Origin of the sequence: Streptomyces sp. NK15101 (assembly GCF_020400725.1) — a bacterium.
Taxonomy (GTDB): domain Bacteria; phylum Actinomycetota; class Actinomycetes; order Streptomycetales; family Streptomycetaceae; genus Streptomyces.
Genome location: NZ_JAINVG010000002.1, coordinates 103,508 through 121,860 on the forward strand (window position 1 = coordinate 103,508; position 18,353 = coordinate 121,860).

Here is an 18,353-nt window from a genome sequence, read left to right on the forward strand (position 1 = left end):
CCGGAGCTCCCGCATCCCGGGCCGACCACCACCCGGACGAACCAGCGCCCTGGCGTGAGAGCCGCCCCGGCAGACCCGGGCCCCGAGCCAAGAGCCGTCCCGGCAGTGCCGTGCCCCGGCCTGGCCGGCGTTCCGCCAACAGCTGGGCCGACCGCTTGTCCGGCGGCTGAGGCGGCCGCCTGTCAGCCGGCTGAGGCGGCCGGCCGTCCGGCCGCTGGGCCGCTCTCCGGTCGGCGTTCCCGTGCCCCGGCCGGGCGCGAGCGGGGGCGCCGCGGTGCTCGGCGGCCGTCATGGGACTCCCCCGCCCGCCGTGTCCTCCGCGAGGGCCGCCGCCCCGGCTCTCAGGGTGACTCCCATGCCCCGCGGACCCGGGGCCGCCGCCTCCACCGTCACCCGCCACAGCTCGCCCTCCCTCGCCACCGACACCCGGGCGCCCTCGGGCGCGGCGGCACGGGCGACCGCCTCGGCGGAGGCCACCGGCTCCGAACGGGCCGCCGCCCTCGCCCCCGCCCGTGCCGCGTCCACGCACCGGATCTGTGCGGCGGCCGCGGCCAGCGCCCAGAGCAGCGTCACCGTGAACAGCGCGAGGACGGGCAGGACCATCGCCGCCTCCACGGTCACGAACCCCCGGTCAGAACGGCGCATCGAGGGCCTTCCCGATCACCGACTCCAGCGCCCCCGAGACCGCCCCACTGGTCACGATCTTGTAGAGCACGGCGGCGAACGCCGCCGCGGCGATCGTTCCCACCGCGTACTCGGAGGTGGTCATCCCCTCGTCGCGGCGCGCTGCCGTCCGCCGCACCCGCCACCAGCCACACAGCCGCTCCTTGAGCGCCACACCGACCTCCCCGCTGCGCCCCGCCTCGTCCTGCCGTGCCTCGCCGTGATGCGTCATGTCGCCGTACCCCGTCATCTCTCGTCGTGCCGTGTCTCGTCGTGTTGTCGCGTTCATCCGTCCAGCAGTCCCGCCGCGAGGCCGATCACCACCGGAGCCACGCCCACCGCCAGGAAGGCGGGCAGGAAGCAGAGCCCCACGGGGGCGCTGATCAGCACCTGCGCCCGGCGGGCTCCGGCCGCCGCCGCGCGGGCGCGGGTGGCGCGCAGGGCGGTCGCGTGCCGGGCGACGGCCTCCGCCGCCGGCGCTCCCGAGGAACCGGCCCGCTCCATGCAGCGGGCCAGCCCTTCGGCGCCCGGTATCGCGCCGAACCTCCCCCACACCTCGGCCGGTTCGCCGCCGAGCCGCAGCTCGGCGGCCGTGCGGGCCAGACGCTCGCCGAGCGGACCGCCCAACGACCGGCCCACCGCCTCCGCCGCCTCGCCGGGTCCCGCTCCGGAGGCGGCGCAGGCCGCCAGCAGATCGGCGGCCAGCGGAAGGTGGCGCACCATCTCCCCCTCGTCGGCCGACGGGGGCAGGGGGCGTCGCGCCGCCCTCCACCTCACTCCGACGGCCACCAGGGCCCCGGCACCCAGGCCGCCGGCCCCGCCGAACAGCACCCAGCCGATACCGACGCCCACCAGGGGCACCAGCCAGGGCCACGCCCACGGCGGCAACCCGCTCCGGGCCTTCCGGGGGCGCGGTTCCGGGCGCGCGAGGAGGGTCCCCGCCCGTCGCCGCGTCCGGCGCGCCCGCAGCCCGCGCAGCACTTCCATGGCGCCCTGTGCGCACAGGACCGCGGCCAGGAGCGGGAGGCCCACCGCTCGAACGCCGTCCGGCACGTGGTCGACCGCTTCTCCGATCACGACCGTTCCCCTCCCCGTACGATCCGCGCGGCCCACCACAGTCCGGCCGCCTCCAACGCACCGCCCACGGCCAGGCAGCCCAGGCCGGCCGGTGTGCGCAGCAGCACCCGCAGCGGGTCGGCGCCCAGGGCGGCACCGAGGGCGAGGCCGGCCGCCGGGAGCAGGGCGAGGACCGTCACCGTTGCCCAGGCACCGGCCAGTTCGGCCCGCAGTCGCTCGCGCTGCTCGCGGTGGTCCCGGAGGGCGGCCTCCAGCCGGTCGAGCCCGGCTGCCAGGCCCGCACCTCCGTCCACGGCCACCTGCCAGCAGGCCGCCATGCCCGCGAGCCCGTCGGCGCCGTCCTGCCGGGCCGCCCGCCGCAGCGCCTCCGGCACGTCCCCGCCGAACCGGGCCGCAGCCAGCACCGGCGCCTCCGCGGCGCCGAGCGCGCCCGTCTCCCGGGCCGCGAAGGACAGCGCCTGCGCGGGCTGCCATCCGGCCCTCAACTCGCCGACGACCGCCCCGCACAGGGCCACCACCCGCTCGGCCCGCGCCTCGCGTTCCTTCCTGCGCTCCGCGGCCCGCAGCCGCCGCCCCACCAGAGGCACCGCCAGCGCCCCCGCCACCAGCGGCAGCGGTGACTCGCCGAGGAGGGCGAGAGCTCCCGCCGCCGGCAGGCACAACCACGCGCGCCGTCCCCGCAGCGCGGCCCGCCACCGCGCGGCCGCCGCAGGCCACGCCCGGTCGCCGCGCTCCCCCGGCACCCCGCCCGTGAGCACCGTCCGCACCCGGCCCGCACCGCGCCGCCGCTCGGCCGCCCACCACAGGGCGAGCACCGCGCAGAGGGCCGCCGCTCCGTGGGCCGCGCTCCGTACCGGCACCATTTCGCCCGTCACCGCGATCCCCCTCCGATCAGCGACCTCAGCCGCTCCCAGCCCCGCTCCCGCTCGAACCCGGTCGCGCCCCACCGCAGCGCCGGCACCGTCCGCACCAGGCCGTCCCGGTCCCGCTCCAGGACGTGCGCCTCGGCGATCCGCCGCCGCCCGTCCCGGTCCCGCACGACGTGCAGCACGACCGACAGGCCCGCCCCCAGCTGGCTGTGCAGGGCGGCCCGGTCGAGCCCGGCCGCCGTCCCCAGGGCTTCGAGCCGCGCCGGGACGTCCGCGGCCGTATTGGCATGGACCGTTCCACAGCCGCCTTCATGGCCCGTGTTGAGAGCGGCGAGCAGGTCCACCGCCTCGCCGCCTCTGACCTCGCCGACCACCAGCCGGTCGGGGCGCATCCGCAGCGCCTGGCGGACCAGGTCCCGCAGGGTCACGAGCCCGGCACCCTCCTGGTTGGCCGGCCTCGCCTCCAGGCGCACCACGTGCGGATGGTCCGGCCGCAGCTCCGCCGAGTCCTCGGCGAGCACGATCCGCTCCCGCTCCCCCACGAGCCCCAGGAGCGAGGCGAGGAGCGTGGTCTTGCCCGTCCCGGTGCCGCCGCTGACGAGGTACGACACGCGGGCGTCGATCAGGGCCCGCAGGATCGGGACGCCGTCCGGCGGCACGGTGCCCGCCGCGACCAGCTCCTCCAGGGAGAAGGCGCGCGGGCGGACCACCCGCAGCGACAGGCAGGTCGAGCCGACCGCGACCGGTGGCAGGACCGCGTGCATCCGGGTGCCGTCGGGGAGCCGGGCGTCGACCCACGGTCGGGCGTCGTCGAGACGGCGCCCGGCCACCGCCGCGAGCCGCTGAGCGAGACGTCGGACCGCGGCGGCGTCGGGGAAGGCCACCGGAGCCCGCTCGAGACCGGTGCCCCGGTCCACCCACACCTGGTCGGGCGCGGAGACGAGGACGTCGGTGACCGCCGGGTCCGCGAGCAGCGGCTCCAGCGGGCCGGTGCCGATCAGCTCGCACCTCAACTCCTCGGCTGCGCCGAGTACTTCCGCGTCGCCGAGGAGCCTCCCCTGGGCTCGCAGCGCCGCCGCCACCCGTGCCGGGGTGGGCTCGGCCCCGCTCGCCGCGAGCCGCTGCCGCACGGCGTCGAGGAGCCCCGTCCCGCCGCCCGCGGCACCACCCTCGGCCCGGGCCACGAGCCCCTGCCCGGTCACACCGCACCGCCGGCGCGCTCCCAGAAGGCGGCGCAGAACCGTCCGAGGGGTCCTCGGGGCTCGGCGCCCGGCGGCACCCCCGCGTCCTGGTCGGCCACGATCCCCGGGTCGTAGGGGAGTTCACCGACGAGCGGAAGCCTCAACGCGTCGGCGACCCACCGCTCGTCGAGCCCCGCCGCGTACGGACCGCGGACCACGGCGCGCAGATCGCGCACGACCGGGCCGATCGCCGAGACCATCCGGTGGGCGGCCGCGACGGCCCTCAACTCTCCCGGCACGACCAGCAGTCCGAGATCGAGCTGGGCCAGGGCCTCGGTGGCCGACGGGTCGATCCCGCGCGGCAGGTCGACCACGACGGCCCCGCCCCGGCGGCGCGCGGCGGCGAGCACGGACCGCACGGCCTCGGGCGGCACCGGCGCCGCCGCGTCCCTGCCCCAGCTGAGCACCCGGACGCCGCGCACCGACGGCAGGGACTCCTCCAGGGCGCCGCCGGCCAGACGGCCCTTGGAGGCGGCGAAGTCCGGCCATCGCCTACCTTCCTCGCGCTCGCCGCCGAGCAGCACGTCGAGCCCTCCGCCGAGCGGGTCGCCGTCGACGAGCAGCGTGCGGCGCCCGGCCCGCGCGGCGGCCAGCGCGAGACCGCAGGCCAGGGTGGAGGCCCCCGCGCCCCCTCGGCCGCCGACGACGCCGACCGTCAGCGCCGCTCCGTCCGCTCCCTCGGCCGCGTCGGCGAGGCGGTCGACGAGGAGGCTCTCGGCACCCGGGAGGCCCAGGACGCTCTCCGCGCCGATCTCGACCGCCAGTCGCCACAGTCCCGGATCGTCCCGGTCACGGCCGACGAGGAGGGTCCCGGGCCGGCGCACCGCTCCCCGGCAGTGGGCGGCGACGTCGTCGCCGATCAGGACGAGCGGCGGGTCGGTCCAGCTCGCGCGCCGCTCCGGCACCCGGTGGTACACCTCGGGCTCGACTCCGGCGGCGGCGCACAGCCGCAGGAGGTCGTCGAGCAGCCCGATGTCCTCGGTGACGATCAGCGGTCCGGTCCGACGCGGACCGTCCGCTCCCGCCCCGTCCGGCTCCGCTCCGCGTGCCGTACCCCTGGCCCCGGATGTCCTGGATGTCTCCACGGCGCACACCCCTCTCGTGATTCTTGTCGGCCGCGAACTCCGCGACAGGAATCACCGTGGGGCCGTCCTGGAAATCGTGCCGATCTTGCCGAAAAACTGTGGATAAGCGAGGGGCTGTGAATAACTTCGCCACTCCTTCGAGGTCTGTCCGGAACGCAGTCCGCCGATTACGGTGAGTGATGAATCGAGAGCCGGGCGGGGCCTCGGTCGACTCGTGACCGATGAACGGAAGGAAGGGAGCAAGCGATGGCACGCAGGGCCGAAACGGCTCCGGACATGCGACGACCCCCGCCGGGGGGGAGAGCGGGGGTCGTCTCTCCGGCCGACTCGGGGGGGGAGGAGCCGGACCGGGTTAGCACGGTCGCGAACGATCCGTGACTTCCATGGTGTACCCGAGAGCCTTCTCAGGCAAACCCACGCGCCCCAGCGTACGCCGAATGGCGGGCACCTATGCTCTGGCTCGTGGAAAACCACTCCTTGCCGCGCACAGCCGCCTTCTTTGACCTGGACAAGACGGTCATTGCGAAGTCTTCGACGCTGACCTTCAGCAAGTCCTTCTACAGGGGCGGGCTGATCAGCCGCCGCGCCGCCCTGCGGACGGCCTACATCCAGTTCGTCTTCCTGGCGGGCGGAGCCGATCACGACCAGATGGAGCGGATGCGTGAATATCTTTCCGCGCTCTGCAAAGGCTGGAACGTCGCCCAGGTGAAGGAGCTCGTCGCCGAGACCCTCCACGATCTGATCGACCCGATCATCTACGACGAGGCCGCCTCCCTCATCGAGGATCACCACGCCGCCGGCCGCGACGTCGTGATCGTCTCGACCTCCGGGGCCGAGGTGGTCGAGCCGATCGGCGAGATGCTCGGCGCCGACCGGGTCGTCGCCACCCGGATGGTGGTCGGCGAGGACGGATGCTTCACCGGGGAGGTCGAGTACTACGCCTACGGGCCGACGAAGGCGGAGGCGGTGCGGGAGCTCGCGGAGTCGGAGGGCTACGACCTCTCGCGGTGCTACGCGTACAGCGATTCGGCGACCGACATCCCCATGCTGGAGGCCGTCGGCCACCCGTACGTGGTCAATCCCGACCGGACGCTGCGCCGCGAGGCCGTGGCCCGGGACTGGCCGGTTCTGGCCTTCGACAAGCCGGTGCGCCTCAAGCAGCGGCTGCCCGAATTCCGGATGCCGCCCCGCCCCACGCTCGTCGCCGCGGCGGCGGTCGGAGCGGCTGCCGTCGGAGCCGGACTCGTCTGGTACGCGGCGCGACGTCGCCAGGCAGCCCTCGCCCATAGCCTCGCCGAGGACTTTGCCCGAATTTGAGCAATCGGCAGAGAAGTGGAGCCACCACTTTCGCTTCCACCCGGACAGGAGTAGAAAGGAATCAGGCCCGCGAGACCGAGGACATCCGAGAGGATCACCTGTTGAGCATGAAGGCCCCACGGACCTAGCACTGAAACCGGGCACCCACGCGACGTCGACCCGTCGATTACGGGCCAGCCGCACCAGGCCACGGGCAAAGTTCCCGGCCTGATGGGCACATATCGAGGACGCTTGGTAACTGGGTGGACGTGCCAGCGGCGGTACCAGCACTGGTGCCGCCGCAACCCGTTTCCGGACCCTGTCGGCGCATACCCATGAGGCCCCTGTCGGCCCCTGAGGACCCCGCCCCCATCCATCCCTGAGGACCGCGGGCCGGGCAGTGGGGTCCCGGCCGGTCCGCGAGGGCCAAGCCCCCCTGGACGGCCCCCGACGAGGGCCCGCCGTGCCCCGCGCGAGGGTCGTCCTCGTGCCCCGCGCGAGGGTCGTCCCCGGAGGTCGGGCTCAGGCGGCGCCGCGCTGGAGGGCCTCGCAGACGGCCGTCGACTCCCGGACGCCCAGTTCGACCGAGCGCCCGCAGTGTGCGATCCAGGCACCCACGCCCTCCGGGGTGCCCGACAGGTAGCCCTCGAAGGCGGCGAGGTACGCGGCCCGGCCCTGCTCCGCGTGGCCGACCTCGGCCGGGCAGATGGCCTTGGGGTCGAGGCCGCTGCCGACCAGCGCGATCCGCTCGGCCGCCCGTGCGACGAGGCCGTTGTACGAGGTGAAGGGGCGCAGTGCGAGCAGTTCGCCGTGCACCACGGAGGCCGTGACGAGGGCCGGGGCCTCGCTGCCCGCGACGATCAGTTCGGCGAGGCCGTCGAGCCGCCCCGCGACATCGGCGGGTGTCGGCAGCGGGGCGTCGATCAGCGGTTCGTCGACCGTTTCGCCGTCCAGCCGGGGCCGGCCCACGGAGTCGCCGGAGCCGGCACCGGCCGGCAGGCCCGCGTCGCCGGCGGCGACCAGGTGCAGCCGGGCGAGCACGCGCAGGGGCGACTGGCGCCAGATGGAGAGCAGCTGCCCCGCCTCGGCGCCGAGGCGCAGGGCGGCGCCGACGGTGCGGGCCTCGGCGTCGGCGCTGAAGTCGGTGCGCCGGCGGACCTCTTCCAGGGCCCAGTCGGCCCCGGACAGGGCGGCCGAGCCGCGGGCGCCGCGCAGGGCCGCCTCGGAGGAGATCTCGTTGCTGCGGCGACGCATCACGCGGTGGCCGTAGACCCGGTCGACGGCCTTGCGTACGGAGTCCACCGCTTCGGCGACGCCCGGCAGGGAGCCGAGGGCGGCCAAGGGGTCAGAGGCGTGCGTACTCATAAGTAGGGAGGCTACGCGCCTCGGGGCTCCGCCCCACGATGGAGTGGTCTTCTTCACGCAGCTTGACCACGTCCCGCGATCGTGCCGCTACCCTAGGTGAACATGAAGATCGCTTTCGTGGGGAAGGGCGGCAGCGGCAAGACCACGCTGTCCTCGCTCTTCATCCGCCACCTCGCCGCCAACGAAGCGCCGGTCGTCGCCGTCGACGCCGACATCAACCAGCACCTGGGCGCCGCGCTCGGCCTGTCCGAGGCGGAGGCCGCCGCGCTGCCCGCGATGGGCGCGCATCTGCCGCTCATCAAGGAGTACCTGCGGGGCAGCAATCCGCGGATCGTCTCCGCCGACACGATGATCAAGACGACGCCGCCCGGGGAGGGTTCTCGGCTGCTGCGGGTCCGCGAGGACAACCCGGTGTACGAGGCGTGCGCGCGTCCGGTCCCGCTGGACGACGGCGAGATCCGGCTGATGGCGACCGGGCCCTTCACCGAGTCGGACCTCGGGGTCTCCTGCTACCACTCCAAGGTCGGCGCGGTGGAGCTCTGCCTCAACCACCTGGTCGACGGGGCCGACGAGTACGTGGTCGTCGACATGACGGCGGGTTCGGACTCCTTCGCGTCGGGCCTCTTCACCCGCTTCGACATGACCTTCCTGGTCGCCGAGCCGACCCGCAAGGGCGTCTCGGTCTACCGCCAGTACAAGGAGTACGCGCGGGACTTCGGGGTGGCGCTCAAGGTCGTCGGCAACAAGGTGCAGGGCCGGGACGACCTCGACTTCCTGCGCGAGGAGGTCGGCGAGGACCTACTGGTGACGGTGGGGCACTCGGACTGGGTCCGTGCGATGGAGAAGGGCCGCCCGCCCCGCTTCGAGCTCCTGGAGGCGGAGAACCGCATGGCGCTCCAGGCCCTCCAGGACGCGGCGGACGACTCGTACGCCCACCGCGACTGGGAGCGCTACACGCGCCAGATGGTCCACTTCCACCTGCGCAACGCGGAGAGCTGGGGCAACGCCAAGACCGGGGCCGACCTGGCGGCGCAGGTCGACCCCGGTTTCGTGCTGGCCGAAGAGCTGGGTGCCGTTCAGCCCGCCTGACGCCGATGGCCGGGCTCAGTGCCGTTCAGACCGCCTGACGCCGATGGCCGGGCCGAATGCCGTGCGGCCCGCCTGGCGCCGGCGGCCGGTCTCAGCGCCGTTCGGTCTGCCCGGCGCCCTTCGCCGGGGCGCCCGCCGGGGCGGCCGGCTGGGGGGCGAGGAAGGTCTCCCAGCCGCCCGCCGGAGCCTCGCCGACCTTCAGGGTGCGCATCTTGGCGATGACGTCGGGGTCCTGGGCGTCGAGCCAGTCGGCGAGCTGGCGGAAGGAGACGCACTTGACGTCCTTCTGCACGCAGACGGTGGCGATGGTCTCCTCGACGGCCCGCATGTACGTGCCGCCGTTCCAGGACTCGAAGTGGTTGCCGATGATCAGCGGCGCGCGGTTGCCCCGGTAGGAGCGCTCGAAGGCCTGCACCAGACCGTCGCGCATCTGGTCGCCCCAGTAGCGGTGGCGGGAGGGGTCGCCCTGGGTCGTGCCCGACTGGTTCACCAGGAAGTTGTAGTCCATGGAGAGCGTCTGGAAGGCGCGGCCGGGGACGGGCACGAGCTGCATCGACAGGTCCCACAGGCCCAGGTCCTTCTTGGGCCAGATCTGGTCGTTGACACCGCTGGTGTCGTAGCGGAAGCCCATCTGCGCCGCCGCCCGGACGAAGTTGTCCCGGCCCTCCAGGCAGGGGGTGCGGGCGCCGACGAGCTCCTTCTCGTAGTCGAAGGGCAGCGGCTGCTCGGAGCGCAGGCCGGCGTTGGTCTTCCAGTTCTTGACGAAGGACTTGGCCTGGTTGATCTCGCTCTTCCACTCCTCGACCGACCAGTTGCCGACGCCGCCCTCCTTCCCGCAGAAGTGGCCGTTGAAGTGGGTGCCGATCTCGTTGCCCTCCTGCCACGCGGCGCGCAGTTCGCGGACGGTGGCGCGGATGCCCTCGACGTCGTTGAAGCCGATGTCGGAGCGGCCGGGGCTGTGCTGCGGCGGGTCGTAGAGCTCCCGCTTCTCCTCCGGCAGCAGGTACACGCCGCTGAGGAAGTACGTCATGGTGGCGTCGTACTTCTTGCCGACCGCGCGGAAGTGGGAGAACAGCTTCTGGCTGTCCTCGCCGGCGCCGTCCCACGAGAAGACCACGAACTGCGGCGGGGTCTCGCCGGGCTTGAGCTTCTGCCAGACGGGCTGGCGGGGCTGGGCGCCGGTGAAGGCGGTCGAGCCGTCGCCGATCAGCCGGGGGGCGGCCTGGGGGGCCGCGGCCTGGCCCTTCTTGGCGCCCGCGCCGCCCGGAGTGCCCTTCGCGGCGTCGTCGGAGCCCGAGCAGCCGGCGAGGCCGGTGGCGAGGGTGAGGGTCAGGGCGCCGACGGCGAGCGCCTTCCTCCGGACAGTGGTCGTTCTGCGGGCGGCTGACATCCGCGCACCTCTCCTCAGATCCTCGGATTTACGTACAAGCGGCGTAAACGTCGCACCACGAGGACCGGGGGTCGTCAGCGACAAGCGGCATGTGCACGTTCTGTCACCGGAACCGGTGAATCATTGCCCCGTTTGCCCCGAAAATAATGCCGGACTCTTTACTCTTCATTACGATCCATTTACCGAGCGTTGATCCTCCACCCCGCCACGTCGGAGGTCTCGCCTGACGTCCCGCCACTGCACCCCGCACGAGCCGCGACCACGCTGCCCCGGAGGAGACGGGAACATGACCCTCTGCACCCCTGCCCGCACGACCAACCGGCCCCGGATCCAGCGGCCCCACAGCCCGCCGGAAGGGCCCCGCCGGTTCCGCCTCGCCGGCGCCGACGTCTCCGCGTCCATCGCCGTCTTCCTGATCGCGCTGCCGCTCTCCCTCGGCATCGCACTCGCCACCGGAGCCCCGCTCCAGGCCGGCCTGGTGGCCGCCGCCGTCGGCGGCCTCGTCGCCGGCCGTTTCGGCGGCGCCCCGCTCCAGGTGAGCGGCCCCGCCGCCGGGCTCACCGTCGTGACCGCCGAGCTCATCCAGCGGTACGGCTGGCGCACCACCTGCGCCATCACCGCCCTCGCCGGTCTCTCCCAACTCGCCCTTTCGGCCCTGCGCGTGGCCCGATCGGCGCTCGCCGTCTCGCCCGCGATCGTGCACGGCATGCTGGGCGGCATCGGCGTCACCATCGCCCTCGCCCAGCTCCACATCGTGCTCGGCGGCACCCCGCAGAGCTCCGCCGTGGACAACTTCCTCGGTCTGCCGGCCCAGTTGGCGCGCGCCCACCCGGAGGCGCTCGCCATCAGCGCCCTCACCGTGGCCGTGCTGCTGTGCTGGCCGCGCCTGCCGGGCCGTGCGGGGCGGCTCGTACGGAAGGTTCCCGCCGCGCTCGTCGCGGTGGCGGGAGCGACGGCGGCGGCCGCCTTCGCCGGGCTCGCCGTGCCGCGCGTGGACCTGCCGTCCTGGAGCAGTCACGCCCTGCCCGGCCTGCCCGAGGGCCCTGTCCTCGGCATCGCGGCCGGCGTGCTCACGATCACGCTCGTCACCAGCGTGCAGTCACTGCTGTCGGCCGTCGCGGTCGACAAGCTGGTCGCCGCCCGAGGGGACAGCGGCCGGGGCATCCCCCGGTCCCGTCTCGACCGCGAGCTCGCCGGACAGGGCGCGGCCAACCTGGTCTCAGGGGCGCTCGGCGGCCTGCCGGTCGCCGGGGTCGCGGTCCGCAGCGTCGCCAACGTCTCGGCGGGCGCGGTGAGTCGCGCCTCGACCATGCTGCACGGCCTGTGGATCGTGCTCGCGGCCCTGCTGCTCGTGCCGGTGCTCGACCTGATCCCGCTGCCCGCGCTCGCCGCCCTCGTCATGGTGGTCGGCATCCAGATGGTGAACATCACCCACATCCGTACGGTCACCCGGCACCGTGAGGTCATCGTCTACGCGGTGACGCTGACCGGGGTCGTCCTCGTCGGCATCCTGGAGGGCGTCGCCCTCGGCATCGCCGTGGCCATCGCGGTCTCGCTGCACCGGCTCGCCCGCACCCGGATCACCCGGGAGGAGCGGGACGGCCGCCACCTGCTGCACGTCCGGGGGCAGCTGACCTTCCTCGCCGTGCCCCGGCTCAGCCGGGCGCTGCACCAACTGCCGCGCGGTTCCGACGTGGTGGTCGAGCTCGACGGGTCCTTCATGGACCACGCCGCCTACGAGACGCTGAGCGACTGGACCACCGGACACCTCGCCCACGGCGGGACGGTCGAGACCACCGGGCCCTCCGGTGTCCGGATCGCCGACCCCGCGCCCGTCACCGACTCCGCCTCGCACCCCTGCTGCCGTCCCTGGACGCCCTGGCACAACCACCAGTGCGGGGAGGAACCCACCGGCACCGCCGAGCCGGCCGAGACCGGACAGATGACGGGACTGCGCCTCGCGAGCGGCATCGGCAAGTTCCAGCGGAACACCGCCCCGCTGGTGCGGGACGAGCTCGCGCGGCTCGCCCGGGAGGGACAGCGGCCCTCTCAGCTCTTCCTGACCTGCGCCGACTCCCGTCTCGTCACCAGCATGATCACCTCCAGCGGCCCGGGCGACCTCTTCACCGTGCGCAACGTCGGCAATCTCGTCCCGCTCCCCGGCGAGGAGAGCGGGGACGACTCGGTGGCGGCGGCGATCGAGTACGCGGTGGAGGTGCTGCAGGTCGAGTCGATCACCGTCTGCGGCCACTCCGGCTGCGGCGCGATGCAGGCGCTGCTCAACGGCAGCCCGGACGACCCGCCGTCCCCGCTCCGGCGCTGGCTGCGCCACGGACGGCCCAGCCTGGAGCGGATGGCGAGTCGGCGACACGCCTGGGCCCGGATCGCCGGGCGCCTTCCGGCCGACGCGGTCGAGCAGCTCTGTCTGACCAACGTGGTCCAGCAGCTGGAGCACCTGCGGGCGTACGAGCCGGTCGCGCGCCGGCTGGCCGAAGGCACGCTCACGCTGCACGGCGTGTACTTCCACGTGGGCGAGGCGCAGGCGTACCTGCTCTCCGGGACGGACGAGGTGCACGGCTACGACGACGTCTTCACCCGGGTCATGCCGACGGACCACCTGGAGACGGCGCGCGCGTCCTGAACCGGCGACCGCGACGCCGGCGGCGTGCGCGTCCTGAACCTTTCGGCCCTCCCGGACGTGAGACTGTGTGGCCCCTTCTCCCACCGCTCGGGAAGAAGGGGCCACCGCGCGTCAGGCCACTCACAGGTCTAAACCAATTTCCTGGATGCTCTTGTCACCCGGGCATCTGACTGGTGAGCTATGACGCGGGACACATACGCACAGAGGACGCCCTGGGAAAGGGAGATGTCGTGAGCAACGAATCCTTGGCCAACCTGCTCAAGGAAGAGCGGCGGTTCGCGCCGCCCACCGAGCTGGCCGCGGACGCCAATGTGACGGCGGAGGCGTACGAGCAGGCCAAGGCGGACAGGCTGGGCTTCTGGGCCGAGCAGGCCAGGCGTCTCAGCTGGGCCACCGAGCCGACCGAGACCCTCGACTGGTCGAACCCGCCGTTCGCCAAGTGGTTCGCGGACGGCGAGCTGAACGTGGCGTACAACTGCGTCGACCGGCACGTCGAGGCCGGCCACGGCGACCGGGTCGCCATCCACTTCGAGGGCGAGCCCGGCGACAGCCGCGCGATCACCTACGCCGAGCTCAAGGACGAGGTCTCCAAGGCCGCCAACGCCCTGATCGAGCTGGGCGTCCGCAAGGGCGACCGGGTCGCCGTCTACCTGCCGATGATCCCCGAGGCGGCCGTCACCATGCTGGCCTGCGCCCGCATCGGCGCCGCCCACTCGGTGGTCTTCGGCGGCTTCTCGGCCGACGCCGTGGCCTCCCGCATCCAGGACGCCGACGCCAAGGTGGTCGTCACCGCCGACGGCGGCTACCGCCGCGGCAAGCCGAGCGCCCTCAAGCCGGCCATCGACGAGGCCGTCGCCAAGTGCCCGCAGGTCGAGCACGTCCTCGTGGTCCGCCGCACGGGCCAGGACACCTCCTTCACCGAGGGCCGGGACGTCTGGTGGGACGACGTCGTCGCCCGTCAGTCCGCCGAGCACACCCCGGAGGCCTTCCCGGCGGAGCACCCGCTCTTCATCCTCTACACCTCCGGCACCACGGGGAAGCCGAAGGGCATCCTGCACACCTCGGGCGGCTACCTCACCCAGGCCGCCTACACCCACCACGCCGTCTTCGACCTCAAGCCGGAGAGCGACGTCTACTGGTGCACCGCCGACATCGGCTGGGTCACCGGACACTCGTACATCGTCTACGGCCCGCTGGCCAACGGCGCGACGCAGGTCATGTACGAGGGCACCCCGGACACCCCGCATCAGGGACGGTTCTGGGAGATCGTGCAGAAGTACGGCGTCACGATCCTCTACACGGCGCCCACCGCGATCCGCACGTTCATGAAGTGGGGAGACGACATCCCCGCGAAGTTCGACCTCTCCAGCCTCCGCGTGCTCGGCTCCGTCGGCGAGCCGATCAACCCCGAGGCCTGGGTCTGGTACCGCGAGCACATCGGCGCCGGCAAGACCCCGATCGTGGACACCTGGTGGCAGACCGAGACCGGCGCGATGATGATCTCGCCGCTGCCGGGCGTCACCGAGACCAAGCCGGGCTCCGCCCAGCGCCCGCTGCCGGGCATCTCCGCCACCGTCGTCGACGACGAGGCGAACGAGGTCCCGAACGGCGGCGGCGGTTACCTGGTCCTCACCGAGCCGTGGCCGTCGATGCTCCGCACCATCTGGGGCGACGACCAGCGCTACGTCGACACGTACTGGTCCCGCTTCGAGGGCAAGTACTTCGCCGGTGACGGCGCCAAGAAGGACGAGGACGGCGACATCTGGCTGCTGGGCCGGGTCGACGACGTCATGCTCGTCTCGGGCCACAACATCTCGACGACCGAGGTCGAATCGGCCCTCGTCTCGCACCCGTCCGTCGCCGAGGCGGCCGTCGTCGGCGCCGCCGACGAGACGACCGGTCAGGCGATCGTCGCCTTCGTCATCCTGCGCGGTACGGCGAGCGAGGACGAGAACCTGGTCGCCGAGCTGCGCAACCACGTGGGCGCGACCCTCGGCCCGATCGCCAAGCCGAAGCGGATCCTGCCGGTGGCGGAGCTGCCGAAGACCCGCTCGGGCAAGATCATGCGCCGTCTGCTGCGCGACGTCGCGGAGAACCGCGAGCTGGGTGACGTCACCACCCTGACCGACTCCTCGGTCATGTCGCTCATCCAGGACCAGCTGCCGGCGACGTCCAGCGAGGACTGATCCCCACGCCCTGAAGGACGCCCGCCCCGAGACGCTCGGGGCGGGCGTTCGCGTACCCCTGCACCCGACGGGACGAAAGTCCCACATCTCCCTAAAGTGAATCTCGCCGGACACACCCCGGGCTCGTTAGGTAAGGTAAGGATCGCGTCAGGAACGCGACAGAAAGATCCAGGTGAGCCGGGAAGTCTGGTCGGCATGTGCTTTGCCCTGCCTGCCCGACGGAGGTCTCCCACGTGCCCGTGTCCCACGACCGCAAGTTCCTCGACCGTCTCTCGCTGCCCGAGCGACGGTACATCGCCGACGCCCTGCGCACCGAGACCGTCGGCGGCGTCCTGCTGCTCCTCGCCGCCGTCGCCGCCCTCGTCTGGGCGAACACGTTCGGCGCCGGCTACGAGTCCGTGCGGGACTTCCACATAGGCCCCGCCGCCCTCGGCCTCGACCTGTCGATCCAGCACTGGGCCGCCGACGGCCTCCTCGCGATCTTCTTCTTCGTCGCCGGCATCGAGCTCAAGCGCGAGCTCGTCGCGGGCGAGCTGCGCGACCCCAAGGCCGCGGCGCTCCCCGTCGTCGCCGCGCTCTGCGGCATGGCGGCGCCCGCCCTCGTCTACACCCTGGTCAACGTCATCGGCGACGGCTCACCGGACGGCTGGGCCGTGCCCACCGCGACCGACATCGCCTTCGCGCTCGCCGTCCTCGCCGTCATCGGCACCTCGCTGCCGTCCGCGCTGCGCGCCTTCCTGCTCACCCTCGCCGTCGTCGACGACCTGTTCGCGATCCTGATCATCGCGATCTTCTTCACCAGCGACCTGAACTTCGCCGCGCTCGGCGGCGCCGTCGCCGGGCTCCTCGTCTTCTGGCTGCTGCTCCGCAAGGGAGTCCGCGGCTGGTACGTGTACGTGCCGCTGGCCCTGGTCGTCTGGGGCCTGATGTACAACAGCGGCGTCCACGCCACCATCGCCGGCGTCGCCATGGGCCTGATGCTCCGCTGCACCACCCGGGAGGGTGAGGAGCACTCCCCCGGCGAGCACATCGAGCACCTGGTCCGGCCGTTCTCGGCCGGGTTCGCCGTGCCCCTCTTCGCTCTCTTCTCCGCCGGTGTGAGCGTCTCCGGCGGCGCGATCCACGACGTCTTCACCCAGCCGGTCACCCTCGGCGTGGTCCTCGGCCTCGTCGTCGGCAAGGCGATCGGCATCTTCGGCGGCACCTGGCTCGCCGCCCGCTTCACCCGGGCGGAGCTCAACCCGGACCTGGCCTGGCCGGACGTGTTCGCCGTCGCCACCCTCGCCGGGATCGGCTTCACCGTCTCGCTCCTCATCGGCGAACTCGCCTTCGCCGGGGACGCCGCCCTCACCGACGAGGTGAAGGCCGCCGTCCTGATCGGCTCGCTCCTCGCGGCCGTCCTCGCCTCCGTCCTGCTGAAACTGCGGGTCCGGAAGTACCAGGCGCTCTGCGCCGACGAGGAGCGCGACGACGACGAGGACGGCATCCCCGACATCTACGAACAGGACAACCCGGAGTACCACCTGAGGATGGCCGAGATCTACGAACGGAAGGCGGCGGAACACCGGCAGCGCGCCCAACTGGCGGGGGCATCGCGCGACGGCGCCGACCGTCCGGCATGATCTGAGTCGGACCGTAGACAGAAGGAGAGGGAGCAGCGATGAGCGACCCGTTCGACGGCACCGAGCGCAGCCTCGGTCAGCTGGTCGCCTCGGCGACCGCCGAGATGTCCGCGCTGGTGCACGACGAGATCGCCCTGGCCAAGGCCGAGATCCGACAGGACGTCAAGCGTGGCGCGATCGGCAGCGCGGCGGGCATCGCGGCCGCCGTGGTGCTGCTCTTCTCGCTGCCGATGCTGAGCTTCGCGCTCGCGTACGCCATCAACACCTGGACCGGAGGGCACAACGGCCACGGGGGCTGGAACCTCGTCTGGTGCTTCCTGCTGTCCTTCGCCTTCAACGTGCTGCTCGCGGGCCTCCTCGCGGTGATCGCGGTCGCCAAGTTCAAGAAGGTCAAGCCGCCGGAGAAGTCCATCGCCTCCGCCAAGCAGACGGCGGCGATCATGCAGAACGTGAAGCCGCACCCCCGTCCGGAGTCGCGCCCGGCGCTGGACAAGGCCTCCGTTGTGGCACGCTCGTCCGTATGACCCTTCCCGAGAGCAGCGGCGGCAACGGCGGGCCCGTACGGCTCGACGGGCCGTGGACGCACCGCGACGTGGCCGCCAACGGCGCCCGTTTCCACATCGCCGAGATGGGCGACGGCCCGCTGGTGCTGCTCCTGCACGGCTTCCCGCAGTTCTGGTGGACCTGGCGCCATCAGCTGCCCGCCCTCGCCGAGGCCGGGTTCCGGGCGGTCGCGATGGACCTGCGCGGGGTGGGCGGCAGCGACCGCACACCACGGGGCTACGACCCCGCCAACCTGGCCCTCGACATCACCGGCGTCGTCCGCTCCCTGGGCGAGCCGGACGCGGCGCTCGTCGGGCACGACCTGGGCGGCTACCTCGCCTGGACGGCCGCCGTCATGCGGCCGAAGCTGGTGCGCCGGCTCGCGGTCTCCTCGATGCCGCACCCGCGCCGCTGGCGCTCGGCGATGCTCTCCGACTTCGCCCAGTCGCGGGCCGGTTCGCACATCTGGGGCTTCCAGCGGCCGTGGCTGCCGGAGCGTCAGCTCGTCGCGGACGACGGCGCGCTCGTGGGCGAGCTGATCCGGGACTGGTCGGGTCCGAAGCCGGTCGACGAGGAGGCCGTCGAGGCGTACCGGCGGGCGATGTGCGTCCCGTCGACGGCGCACTGCTCGATCGAGCCGTACCGGTGGATGGTGCGGTCGCTGGCCCGGCCGGACGGCATCCAGTTCAACCGGCGCATGAAGCGTCCGGTCCGGGTGCCGACGCTCCATCTGCACGGCTCCCTGGACCCGGTGATGCGGACCCGCAGCGCGGCGGGGTCCGGCGAGTACGTGGAGGCGCCGTACCGCTGGCGGCTCTTCGACGGCCTCGGGCACTTCCCGCACGAGGAGGACCCGGTGGCCTTCACCACGGAGCTCGTCAACTGGCTGAAGGACCCCGAGCCCGACCGCTGAGCACCCGTCACCCCGTCCGGCGCACAGGCATCCGTCGAACGGCCATGTGCCCCGCGCATACTCCAATTGGCGGGCCCGGGAGCGGTTACCGACCTTGGCCCCCGGGCAGAGGTCGAAGTATGGGCTGGACGCACGACTACGGTGACACGACAGCACGCGACCGCCGCTCGGCCACGGGGCCGGGCTCCCGCGAGAGGGGTGGCCCGGCGGACGCGGGCTACGCGGTACCAGGGGTGGGGATCTCGCGCATCCTGCGCCGCCGGGCCCGCTGGGTCTCGGCCCGGCTGCGGCACCCCAGAAACACCCCGTAAGCCCCTGCGGGCCCGCCTCAGAGGCGAGCCCGCCTCAGGGGTGCGCCCGCCTCAGGGGTGCG

At 73.1% G+C, this 18,353-nt stretch carries 16 protein-coding genes; 8 read left to right on the forward strand and 8 right to left on the reverse strand.

The annotated features are described in order from the left end of the window. Positions 1–288 precede the first annotated feature (288 nt). From K7G60_RS01600 to ssd, 6 genes are read right to left on the reverse strand one after another with little or no spacing between them, the layout of a single operon-like run. Positions 289–645, reverse strand: coding sequence for a TadE family type IV pilus minor pilin (locus K7G60_RS01600; protein WP_225798941.1), 357 nt, complete (start codon positions 643–645; stop codon positions 289–291). Further along, positions 632–895, reverse strand: coding sequence for a DUF4244 domain-containing protein (locus tag K7G60_RS01605; protein WP_225798942.1), 264 nt, complete (start codon positions 893–895; stop codon positions 632–634). Before K7G60_RS01605 ends, K7G60_RS01600 begins: the two co-directional genes overlap by 14 nt. Before the next feature lie 53 nt (positions 896–948). Further along, the gene (locus K7G60_RS01610) at positions 949–1,740 is read right to left on the reverse strand and encodes a type II secretion system F family protein (protein WP_374115560.1); all 792 of its coding nucleotides are present in this window, start codon (positions 1,738–1,740) and stop codon (positions 949–951) included. Then, positions 1,737–2,603 carry a type II secretion system F family protein gene (locus K7G60_RS01615; protein WP_225799023.1) on the reverse strand — a complete coding sequence of 289 codons (867 nt, stop codon included), beginning with the start codon at positions 2,601–2,603 and terminating at the stop codon, positions 1,737–1,739. Before K7G60_RS01615 ends, K7G60_RS01610 begins: the two co-directional genes overlap by 4 nt. Positions 2,604–2,611: 8 nt before the next feature. After that, on the reverse strand, positions 2,612–3,811 hold the full coding sequence (locus tag K7G60_RS01620) for a TadA family conjugal transfer-associated ATPase (protein ID WP_225798943.1): 1,200 nt from the start codon (positions 3,809–3,811) through the stop codon (positions 2,612–2,614). Further along, a complete protein-coding gene (gene ssd / locus K7G60_RS01625) occupies positions 3,808–4,935 on the reverse strand; it encodes a septum site-determining protein Ssd (RefSeq protein WP_374115561.1) in 1,128 nt (375 codons plus the stop codon). Before ssd ends, K7G60_RS01620 begins: the two co-directional genes overlap by 4 nt. A gap of 450 nt (positions 4,936–5,385) precedes the next feature. Here ssd and K7G60_RS01630 point away from each other — a divergent pair, with 450 nt between their 5' ends. Further along, complete coding sequence (locus K7G60_RS01630; RefSeq protein WP_225798944.1) at positions 5,386–6,252, forward strand: HAD family phosphatase; 867 nt, start codon at positions 5,386–5,388, stop codon at positions 6,250–6,252. Positions 6,253–6,753: 501 nt separating this feature from the next. Here K7G60_RS01630 and K7G60_RS01635 read toward each other — a convergent pair. Further along, positions 6,754–7,596: an oxidoreductase gene (locus K7G60_RS01635; protein ID WP_225798945.1), complete on the reverse strand. Its 843-nt coding sequence runs from the start codon at positions 7,594–7,596 to the stop codon at positions 6,754–6,756. 102 nt (positions 7,597–7,698) lie between these two features. Between K7G60_RS01635 and K7G60_RS01640 the strand changes: the two genes are divergently transcribed. Then, positions 7,699–8,685: an ATP-binding protein gene (locus K7G60_RS01640; protein ID WP_225798946.1), complete on the forward strand. Its 987-nt coding sequence runs from the start codon at positions 7,699–7,701 to the stop codon at positions 8,683–8,685. Between the two features lie 91 nt (positions 8,686–8,776). Here K7G60_RS01640 and K7G60_RS01645 read toward each other — a convergent pair whose 3' ends face one another. Continuing rightward, the gene (locus K7G60_RS01645) at positions 8,777–10,075 is read right to left on the reverse strand and encodes a hypothetical protein (RefSeq protein WP_225798947.1); all 1,299 of its coding nucleotides are present in this window, start codon (positions 10,073–10,075) and stop codon (positions 8,777–8,779) included. 286 nt (positions 10,076–10,361) lie between these two features. On the opposite strand from K7G60_RS01645, the gene K7G60_RS01650 reads away from it, so the two are divergent. From K7G60_RS01650 to K7G60_RS01675, 6 genes are all read left to right on the forward strand, one after another. Next, positions 10,362–12,716, forward strand: a complete 2,355-nt coding sequence (locus K7G60_RS01650; protein ID WP_225798948.1) for a SulP family inorganic anion transporter — start codon at positions 10,362–10,364, stop codon at positions 12,714–12,716. Positions 12,717–12,946: 230 nt separating this feature from the next. After that, a complete protein-coding gene (acs, locus tag K7G60_RS01655) occupies positions 12,947–14,902 on the forward strand; it encodes an acetate--CoA ligase (RefSeq protein ID WP_225798949.1) in 1,956 nt (651 codons plus the stop codon). A 233-nt stretch (positions 14,903–15,135) separates the two neighbouring features. Then, positions 15,136–16,524: a Na+/H+ antiporter NhaA gene (nhaA, locus tag K7G60_RS01660; protein WP_225798950.1), complete on the forward strand. Its 1,389-nt coding sequence runs from the start codon at positions 15,136–15,138 to the stop codon at positions 16,522–16,524. A 38-nt stretch (positions 16,525–16,562) separates the two neighbouring features. Then, entirely contained in the window at positions 16,563–17,048 is a 486-nt protein-coding gene (locus K7G60_RS01665; RefSeq protein ID WP_225798951.1) for a phage holin family protein, read from the forward strand. Next, on the forward strand, positions 17,045–17,980 hold the full coding sequence (locus K7G60_RS01670) for an alpha/beta fold hydrolase (protein WP_225798952.1): 936 nt from the start codon (positions 17,045–17,047) through the stop codon (positions 17,978–17,980). Before K7G60_RS01665 ends, K7G60_RS01670 begins: the two co-directional genes overlap by 4 nt. Positions 17,981–18,099: 119 nt before the next feature. After that, positions 18,100–18,291 (forward strand): hypothetical protein, encoded by a 192-nt coding sequence (locus tag K7G60_RS01675; protein ID WP_093875378.1) that lies wholly within the window; start codon positions 18,100–18,102, stop codon positions 18,289–18,291. Positions 18,292–18,353: the final 62 nt, after the last annotated feature.

What these genes read in the sequence shown, in the direction of transcription:
- K7G60_RS01635 (WP_225798945.1), bottom strand. Translation starts at nt 7,596, where the DNA reads ATGAGTACGCACGCCTCTGACCCCTTGGCCGCCCTCGGCTCCCTGCCG.
- K7G60_RS01615 (WP_225799023.1), bottom strand. Translation starts at nt 2,603, where the DNA reads ATGGTGCCGGTACGGAGCGCGGCCCACGGAGCGGCGGCCCTCTGCGCG.
- K7G60_RS01650 (WP_225798948.1), top strand. Translation starts at nt 10,362, where the DNA reads ATGACCCTCTGCACCCCTGCCCGCACGACCAACCGGCCCCGGATCCAG.
- K7G60_RS01675 (WP_093875378.1), top strand. Translation starts at nt 18,100, where the DNA reads ATGGGCTGGACGCACGACTACGGTGACACGACAGCACGCGACCGCCGC.
- K7G60_RS01640 (WP_225798946.1), top strand. Translation starts at nt 7,699, where the DNA reads ATGAAGATCGCTTTCGTGGGGAAGGGCGGCAGCGGCAAGACCACGCTG.
- K7G60_RS01665 (WP_225798951.1), top strand. Translation starts at nt 16,563, where the DNA reads ATGAGCGACCCGTTCGACGGCACCGAGCGCAGCCTCGGTCAGCTGGTC.
- K7G60_RS01600 (WP_225798941.1), bottom strand. Translation starts at nt 645, where the DNA reads ATGCGCCGTTCTGACCGGGGGTTCGTGACCGTGGAGGCGGCGATGGTC.
- K7G60_RS01670 (WP_225798952.1), top strand. Translation starts at nt 17,045, where the DNA reads ATGACCCTTCCCGAGAGCAGCGGCGGCAACGGCGGGCCCGTACGGCTC.
- K7G60_RS01630 (WP_225798944.1), top strand. Translation starts at nt 5,386, where the DNA reads ATGCTCTGGCTCGTGGAAAACCACTCCTTGCCGCGCACAGCCGCCTTC.
- K7G60_RS01645 (WP_225798947.1), bottom strand. Translation starts at nt 10,075, where the DNA reads ATGTCAGCCGCCCGCAGAACGACCACTGTCCGGAGGAAGGCGCTCGCC.
- K7G60_RS01605 (WP_225798942.1), bottom strand. Translation starts at nt 895, where the DNA reads ATGACGCATCACGGCGAGGCACGGCAGGACGAGGCGGGGCGCAGCGGG.